Genomic DNA, 6100 nt, shown 5'->3' on the forward strand with positions numbered 1-6100 from the left:
TAGGGATTGACATGGGTGTGAAGGTCAAGCCGAACGTGCCGGTGATCACATGCTGATCGGCGAACTCGCGCACCGCACCGGGGTCGCCACCCGGCTGCTGCGGTACTACGAGGAGCAGGGTCTGCTGCGTCCGCGCCGCGACACCAACGGCTATCGCAGTTATCCCGAGGCAGCGGTCGCCCGAGTCGCCCGTATCCGCGATCTGCTGGCGGCGGGCCTGAACACCGAGGAGATCGCCGACCTGCTCCCGTGCGCCGAGCACGACGGACCGGTCCAGGCCTGCGAGAAGTCGGTTCGCATCATGGCCGATCGAACCGCCGAGCTGGACCGACGCATCGCCGACCTCGACCGTCAGCGTTCGCGCCTCGCCGCCCAGCTCGACGCCAGTCTCGCGAACAACGGCGCACCGATCCAGAGTGCGAGCGGCTAGGCCGACACGCTTCGGGCGGCACCACCGACCGTGGTCGGCCGACCCGTCCTCGCACCGCCCGGACGTCCAGGGCGGCGTCGAACTCATTCGCGTACGTAGAACCGCAGCGTCAGATAGGCGGTGACCGCCGCGAAGACGATGCCGACGGGGGCGATGGTCAGGGCGACCACCGCGATGTCGTCACCGGTGATGCGCGGGAACACATTGCTGTCGAACAGCGGGCCGAGCGCCCGATCGATCACCAGCGGACGCGCGATCACCAATCCGAGAACGGCGAGCACCGAACCAACGAAGGCGGCCGCGACCGCCTCGAGCAGGAACGGGAGCTGGGTGTACCAGCGTGTCGCGCCGACCAGGCGCATGATCCCGACTTCCGTGCGCCGGGTGAACGCCGCGATCTGCACCATATTGAGCACCAGCAGCATCGCGGCCAGCGCCATCACCAGTGCCAGCCCGAACGCGGCGTTGCGCAAACCGTCGAACAGGCTCACCAGGCGGTCGACGATCTCCTTGTCGTTGGCGACGATCCGCACACCCTCGCGAGTCGCGAACGAGTCGTAGATGTGCTGGTACTGATCGCCGTCGGTCATCTTCACCCGCAGCGACGCGGGCAGGGGAGAATCGGTGATGTACTGCACCATCTCCGGCTGGTCCTCGAACAGCTTCTTGGCCTCCTCCAGCGCGTCGGCGCGGTTGAGGAACTGCACGCTCTCCACCCCGGAGGTCTGCTTCATGTCGGTGAGCAGAGACTTGCACGGCTCGGCGGCGCAGTCGGGATCGGTCTCGGACACCACGTCGTCGAGGTAGAAGCGCACCTCGAGGCGGCTGATGAAGAAGTTCTCGGTCTTGTCGGCCATCCGCACCGACAACATGCCGCCGCCGAGCATCATCAGCGACACCGCGGTGGTGAGGATCATCGCGACCGTCATGGTCAGATTGCGGCGCAGGCCGTCGACGACCTCGGTGAACAGGAAACTCAGTCGCATTATCGCCCCACCCCGTAGACACCGGTCGCCTCGTCGCGCACGAGTCTGCCGTGGTCGAGTTCCACCACCCGCCTGCGCATCGCGTCGACGATGTGGTTGTCGTGGGTGGCCATCAGCACGGTGGTGCCCACCCGGTTGATCCGCTCGAGCAGCGCCATGATGTCGGCACTGGTCTCGGGGTCGAGGTTGCCGGTCGGCTCGTCGGCCAGCAGCACCAGCGGTCGGTTGACGAACGCGCGCGCGATCGCCACGCGCTGCTGCTCACCGCCCGACAGCTCCGAGGGCAACCGATTGCCCTTACCGCCGAGCCCGACCATGTCGAGCACCTCCGGCACGGTCCGCTCGATGAACTGACGGCGTTTGCCGATCACCTCCAGTGCGAACGCTACGTTCTGCTCCACCGTCTTCTGCTGCAGCAGTCGGAAGTCCTGGAACACGCACCCGATGCGCTGACGCAGTTTGGGCACCTTGCGCCCCGGTAACCGGTCGACCCGGAAGTCGGCCACCCGGATCTCCCCGGAGGTCGGCGCCTCCTCCTTGAGCAGCAGTCGCATGAACGTCGACTTGCCGGAACCGGACGGGCCGATGATGAAGACGAACTCGCCCTTGTCCACCTCGACGGAGACGTTGTCCAGCGCGGGCCGCGTCGACGTTTTGTACGACTTGGAAACGTTGCGCATGGTGATCACGAGGAGCCAGTGTAGCCAGCGGGCTGCTCGTGACGGGTGCCCCGACGACGTCGGCGGGGCGCTACTGGGTGGGATTCACCCAGGACGGAACCGAATTGATCAGCGTCACCGGCTCGGTGGTCGTGCCGTCGGCCGGTTTCACGAACAGGTAGACGACGAAGGTCGAGACCCAGGTGGCGATCAAGATCGCCGTGGACTTACGCGGTTTCACTGATTCCTTCCTTACGCAGGGCGGCCGCCACGCGCACGCGCAGCTCACGCCCCACCTCGAATTGTTTGCCTGGCAATGTGCGGGCAACCATCCGAATGTTCATCTCGTCCAGCGAGAGGTCCTCCACGCCCATCACCGACGGCTCGTCGAGCAGTAGCGGTTTCAGGCGGGCGTCCTGGTAGGCCTTGGTGCACACCTCGTGCAGCACCTCGTTGATCTTGTTGATGTCGGCTTGGGCCGACACCGGGACGTCGATCGCGGCGCGTGCCCAGTCCTTGGACAGGTTGGTCACCTTCACGATCTGGCCGTTGGGGATGGTGATCACCTCGCCGTCGGCGTTGCGCAGCGTGGTGATGCGCAGGGTCACGTCCTCGACGGTGCCCTCGGCCGGGTCGGCCGAGCCGGTGACCGCGATCTGCACCACGTCACCGAAACCGTATTGGCGTTCGGTGATGAGGAAGAACCCGGCGAGGATGTCCTGCACGATGCGCTGGGCACCGAAACCGAGCGCCGCGCCGAGCACCGCCGCGGGCGCGACCAACCCGGTCACCGAGAAGCCCAGGCGCCGAAGCACTTCCATACCGACCAGCACATACACGATGGTCAGCACGACCCAGGTGATGACCTGGGCCAGGGCGTGCCGGTGCTTGGCCGCCTCGGTGCGGACCAGGGCGTCGCTGGAGTGGAACGAGGCGTCGATCTTGGTGGTCACCCGGTCGCGCACGAACGCCGCGAACCGGCCGAACAGCATCGCCCCGACGACTAGTAGGACGATCTCGAGGCCGCTGGAACGCAGCCAGGCGGTGATCTCCGAGCCGCCGTTCATCGCGAGCACAGCGTTCATCGCACCGCCTCATGAGCGGCGCGCAGGCACAGTTCCGGTTCGTTCGAACACACACCAGAAAGGTTACAGGCCGGTCACGGCGCGTCGTCAAACGTGAACAACGACACCATCGGCGAGCGAATCGCTGGCTATGCGTCGCCCTGTTCGCGCATGCGCCACCGGATTCCGGACTCGATGAACCCGTCGATGTCACCGTCGAGCACCGCCGAGGGGTTGTTGACCTCATAGTTGGTGCGCAGATCCTTGACCATCTGGTACGGGTGCAGCACGTAGGAGCGCATCTGGTTGCCCCACGACGCGCCCTCGTTGGTCTTGAGCGCGTCCATCTGGGCGCGCTCCTCCTGGCGCTTGCGCTCGAGCAGTTTGGCCTGCAGCACGCGCATGGCCGAGATCTTGTTCTGCAGCTGCGACTTCTCGTTCTGGCAGGTCACCACGATGCCGGTGGGGATGTGGGTCAGGCGCACCGCCGAGTCGGTGGTGTTGACCGACTGACCACCCGGACCCGAGGACCGGTACACGTCGACGCGCACGTCGCCGTCGGGGATCTCGATGTGGTCGGTGGTCTCCACCACGGGCAGCACCTCGACCTCGGCGAAGGAGGTCTGGCGGCGGCCCTGGTTGTCGAACGGGCTGATCCGCACCAGGCGGTGGGTGCCCATCTCGACCGACAGGGTGCCGTAGGCATACGGCGACTTCACCGCGAAGGTGGCGCTCTTGATACCCGCCTCCTCGGCGTAGGAGGTGTCGTAGACCTCCACGCTGTACTTGTGCCGCTCGGCCCAGCGGATGTACATGCGCATCAGCATCATCGCCCAGTCGGCGGCATCGACACCGCCCGCGCCGGAACGGATGTTGACCAGCGCGTCGCGCTTGTCGTACTCGCCCGAGAGCAGGGTGCGCACTTCCATGGCCTCGATGTCCTCGCGCAGCGATGCCCGTTCGGCGTCGGCGTCGGCGAGTGCCTCGGTGGCGGCGGCGCCCTCCTCGGCCTCGGCGAGTTCGTAGAGCACCGGCATGTCCTCGAGGCGCTGGCGCAGATCCTCCACGCGGCGCAGCTCGCTCTGGGCGTGCGACAGCTCGCTGGTGACCTGCTGGGCGTGCTCCTGGTTGTTCCAGAGTTCGGGATCGGCGGCCTGGTGCTCGAGTTCATCGATGCGGCGGCGCAGTTCCTCGACATCGAGGACCGACTCGACCGTCTTGAGCGTGGTGTCGAGTTCGGCGAGGTCGGCGATAACGTCAGGATGCACGAGGTCCAAGGTTACCGGTCGGCACCGACAGGGCGAAACACGCGTACCACCACGTCAGCCCGCGACGGCGCGCAGGCCACCCGGGCGGCGGCCGAGGAGGTCGTCGAGGGCGGCGGCGCTCGCCGCGTCGGCGGGCAGCAGCACGGAGAGCTGCTGATCGTCGTCGATGGACAGATCGAGCGATTCGTAGGCCAGCCGCAACTCACCGGTCTCGGGATGGCTGATCCGGTTGATACCGCCCGAAGGCGGCAGGCCGGGCAGGCGCGCGAGCCGGTCGGTGAAGGCGGCGCCCGCGGTGACGGTGAGTTCGTCCACCAGCGCGGCGACCGACGGATCGGCGCGGAACGGGCCCTGTTTGAGTGACGCGACCAGCTTGTCGGCCGCCTCATCCCAGTCCGGGTACAGCTCGCGCGCGCCGGGATGAGTGAAGACGAAACGCGCGATATTGGCGGGTTCGCCCTGGTCGAACAGGCCGCTGGGCCCCATGAGCCTGCGGTAGCCCTCCGTGCGGGCGAGCACCTCGGTGAACCGATTGGTGATCGCGGCGGGCGCGGGTTCGAGCTGGTCGAGGATCGCGCGAACAGTGGGGCGCACCGTGCGATTGGGGCCGTTCTCGGCCGCACCACAACTGAAACCGGACATGCCCTTGGTGAGCTGGTGCAGATGCACTCGTTCGCGCGGGGTCAACCGCAGCGTCTCGGCCAGCGCCGACAGCACCGGCGGCGAGGGATGCCGGTCGCGTCCCTGCTCGAGCCGGATCAGGTACTCCACGCTCACACCCGACAGCATCGCCACCTCGGCGCGGCGCAGACCGGGCGTCCGCCTGCGCGCCCCCATCGGCAGGCCGACCTCCGCGGGGGAGACCGACTCGCGCTTGGTGCGCAGGAACAGCCCGAGTTCGTTGTCACTCACCCGAACGACGGTACCGAGCCGCGCGCCGCTGAGAGTGGCCGTGGCACTACCACTCTCAGCGTGGTCTCCCTGGCAGGTCCGTGGCGCGCGAGAGTGATCGCACCAGCCGGATCCGGCTGACACCACGTCTGAGGAGAAATAGCGTGTCCGCACTGAAACTCGCGATCATCATCGGCAGCGTCCGCGAAGGGCGGTTCGGGCCGGTGGTGGCCGACTGGTTCGCCGCGCAGGTCGACGACCGGTTCGATGTCGATGTGATCGATCTGGCGGAGTTCGATCTTCCGGCCGAACTGCCTGCGGTTCCGCCTGCGATGGACCCTGATCCCACGCGACCTTCCGGGATGGTGGCGTTGTCCGATCGGCTTGCTGCCGCCGACGCTTATGTTGTTTTGACGCCTGAGTACAACCGGAGTTATCCGTCGGCTCTGAAGACTGCCATCGACTGGCACTTCACCCAGTGGGACCGCAAAACGATCGGCTTCGTGGGCTACAGCGGTGGAACCGGCGGTGTGCTCGCCATCGAACACCTGCGTCAGGTGTTCAACGAGCTCAATGCCCATACGGTCCGGGATTATGTGTCGTTCCCGCGCTATTACCTGCTGTTCGACGAGGACGGTCGGCTGCGTGACGCGGAGGGTTTCGAGGCTGCGGCGAAGGCGATGCTCGATCAACTGCACTGGTGGGCAACGGCATTGGCGGGGGCGCGGGCAGTTTCTGTTTGATCTCGTACGGAACTACCTCGGGGTTTTGTGCACGAGAAAGGTATTGGGCTGTGTTTGTT

Annotated in this window: 8 protein-coding genes; 2 read left to right on the top strand and 6 right to left on the bottom strand. The window is 66.5% G+C overall.

Translation table 11 applies throughout. From position 1 onward, the window contains the following. Positions 1–49 precede the first annotated feature (49 nt). Positions 50–430 (top strand): MerR family transcriptional regulator, encoded by a 381-nt coding sequence (locus NC7_RS19635; protein WP_067985222.1) that lies wholly within the window; start codon positions 50–52, stop codon positions 428–430. A gap of 83 nt (positions 431–513) precedes the next feature. Here the strand turns inward: NC7_RS19635 and ftsX are convergent, their stop codons facing one another. The 6 genes from ftsX to NC7_RS19660 form a co-directional block, all read right to left on the bottom strand. Continuing rightward, complete coding sequence (gene ftsX / locus NC7_RS19640) at positions 514–1416, bottom strand: permease-like cell division protein FtsX (protein ID WP_067985224.1); 903 nt, start codon at positions 1414–1416, stop codon at positions 514–516. Then, on the bottom strand, positions 1416–2096 hold the full coding sequence (gene ftsE, locus NC7_RS19645; RefSeq protein WP_210740346.1) for a cell division ATP-binding protein FtsE: 681 nt from the start codon (positions 2094–2096) through the stop codon (positions 1416–1418). The genes ftsX and ftsE overlap by 1 nt, the downstream gene beginning before the upstream one ends. Positions 2097–2166: 70 nt before the next feature. Then, positions 2167–2316, bottom strand: coding sequence for an Rv3103c transmembrane domain-containing protein (locus NC7_RS29260; protein WP_157102088.1), 150 nt, complete (start codon positions 2314–2316; stop codon positions 2167–2169). Further along, on the bottom strand, positions 2303–3160 hold the full coding sequence (locus NC7_RS19650) for a mechanosensitive ion channel family protein (RefSeq protein WP_067985225.1): 858 nt from the start codon (positions 3158–3160) through the stop codon (positions 2303–2305). The genes NC7_RS29260 and NC7_RS19650 overlap by 14 nt, the downstream gene beginning before the upstream one ends. Positions 3161–3288: 128 nt before the next feature. Further along, the gene (prfB, locus tag NC7_RS19655) at positions 3289–4407 is read right to left on the bottom strand and encodes a peptide chain release factor 2 (protein ID WP_067985244.1); all 1119 of its coding nucleotides are present in this window, start codon (positions 4405–4407) and stop codon (positions 3289–3291) included. Between the two features lie 54 nt (positions 4408–4461). After that, on the bottom strand, positions 4462–5319 hold the full coding sequence (locus NC7_RS19660) for a helix-turn-helix transcriptional regulator (RefSeq protein WP_067985228.1): 858 nt from the start codon (positions 5317–5319) through the stop codon (positions 4462–4464). Between the two features lie 143 nt (positions 5320–5462). Between NC7_RS19660 and NC7_RS19665 the strand changes: the two genes are divergently transcribed. Then, a complete protein-coding gene (locus NC7_RS19665; protein WP_084458622.1) occupies positions 5463–6041 on the top strand; it encodes an NADPH-dependent FMN reductase in 579 nt (192 codons plus the stop codon). Positions 6042–6100: the final 59 nt, after the last annotated feature.

The sequence above is a fragment of the Nocardia caishijiensis NBRC 108228 genome (assembly GCF_001612825.1).
Lineage (GTDB): Bacteria > Actinomycetota > Actinomycetes > Mycobacteriales > Mycobacteriaceae > Nocardia > Nocardia caishijiensis.

Bases quoted from the DNA above. Each gene is read 5' to 3' on its own strand.
- ftsE (WP_210740346.1), bottom strand. From the start codon at position 2,096: ATGCGCAACGTTTCCAAGTCGTACAAAACGTCGACGCGGCCCGCGCTG.
- NC7_RS19650 (WP_067985225.1), bottom strand. From the start codon at position 3,160: ATGAACGCTGTGCTCGCGATGAACGGCGGCTCGGAGATCACCGCCTGG.
- NC7_RS19635 (WP_067985222.1), top strand. From the start codon at position 50: ATGCTGATCGGCGAACTCGCGCACCGCACCGGGGTCGCCACCCGGCTG.
- ftsX (WP_067985224.1), bottom strand. From the start codon at position 1,416: ATGCGACTGAGTTTCCTGTTCACCGAGGTCGTCGACGGCCTGCGCCGC.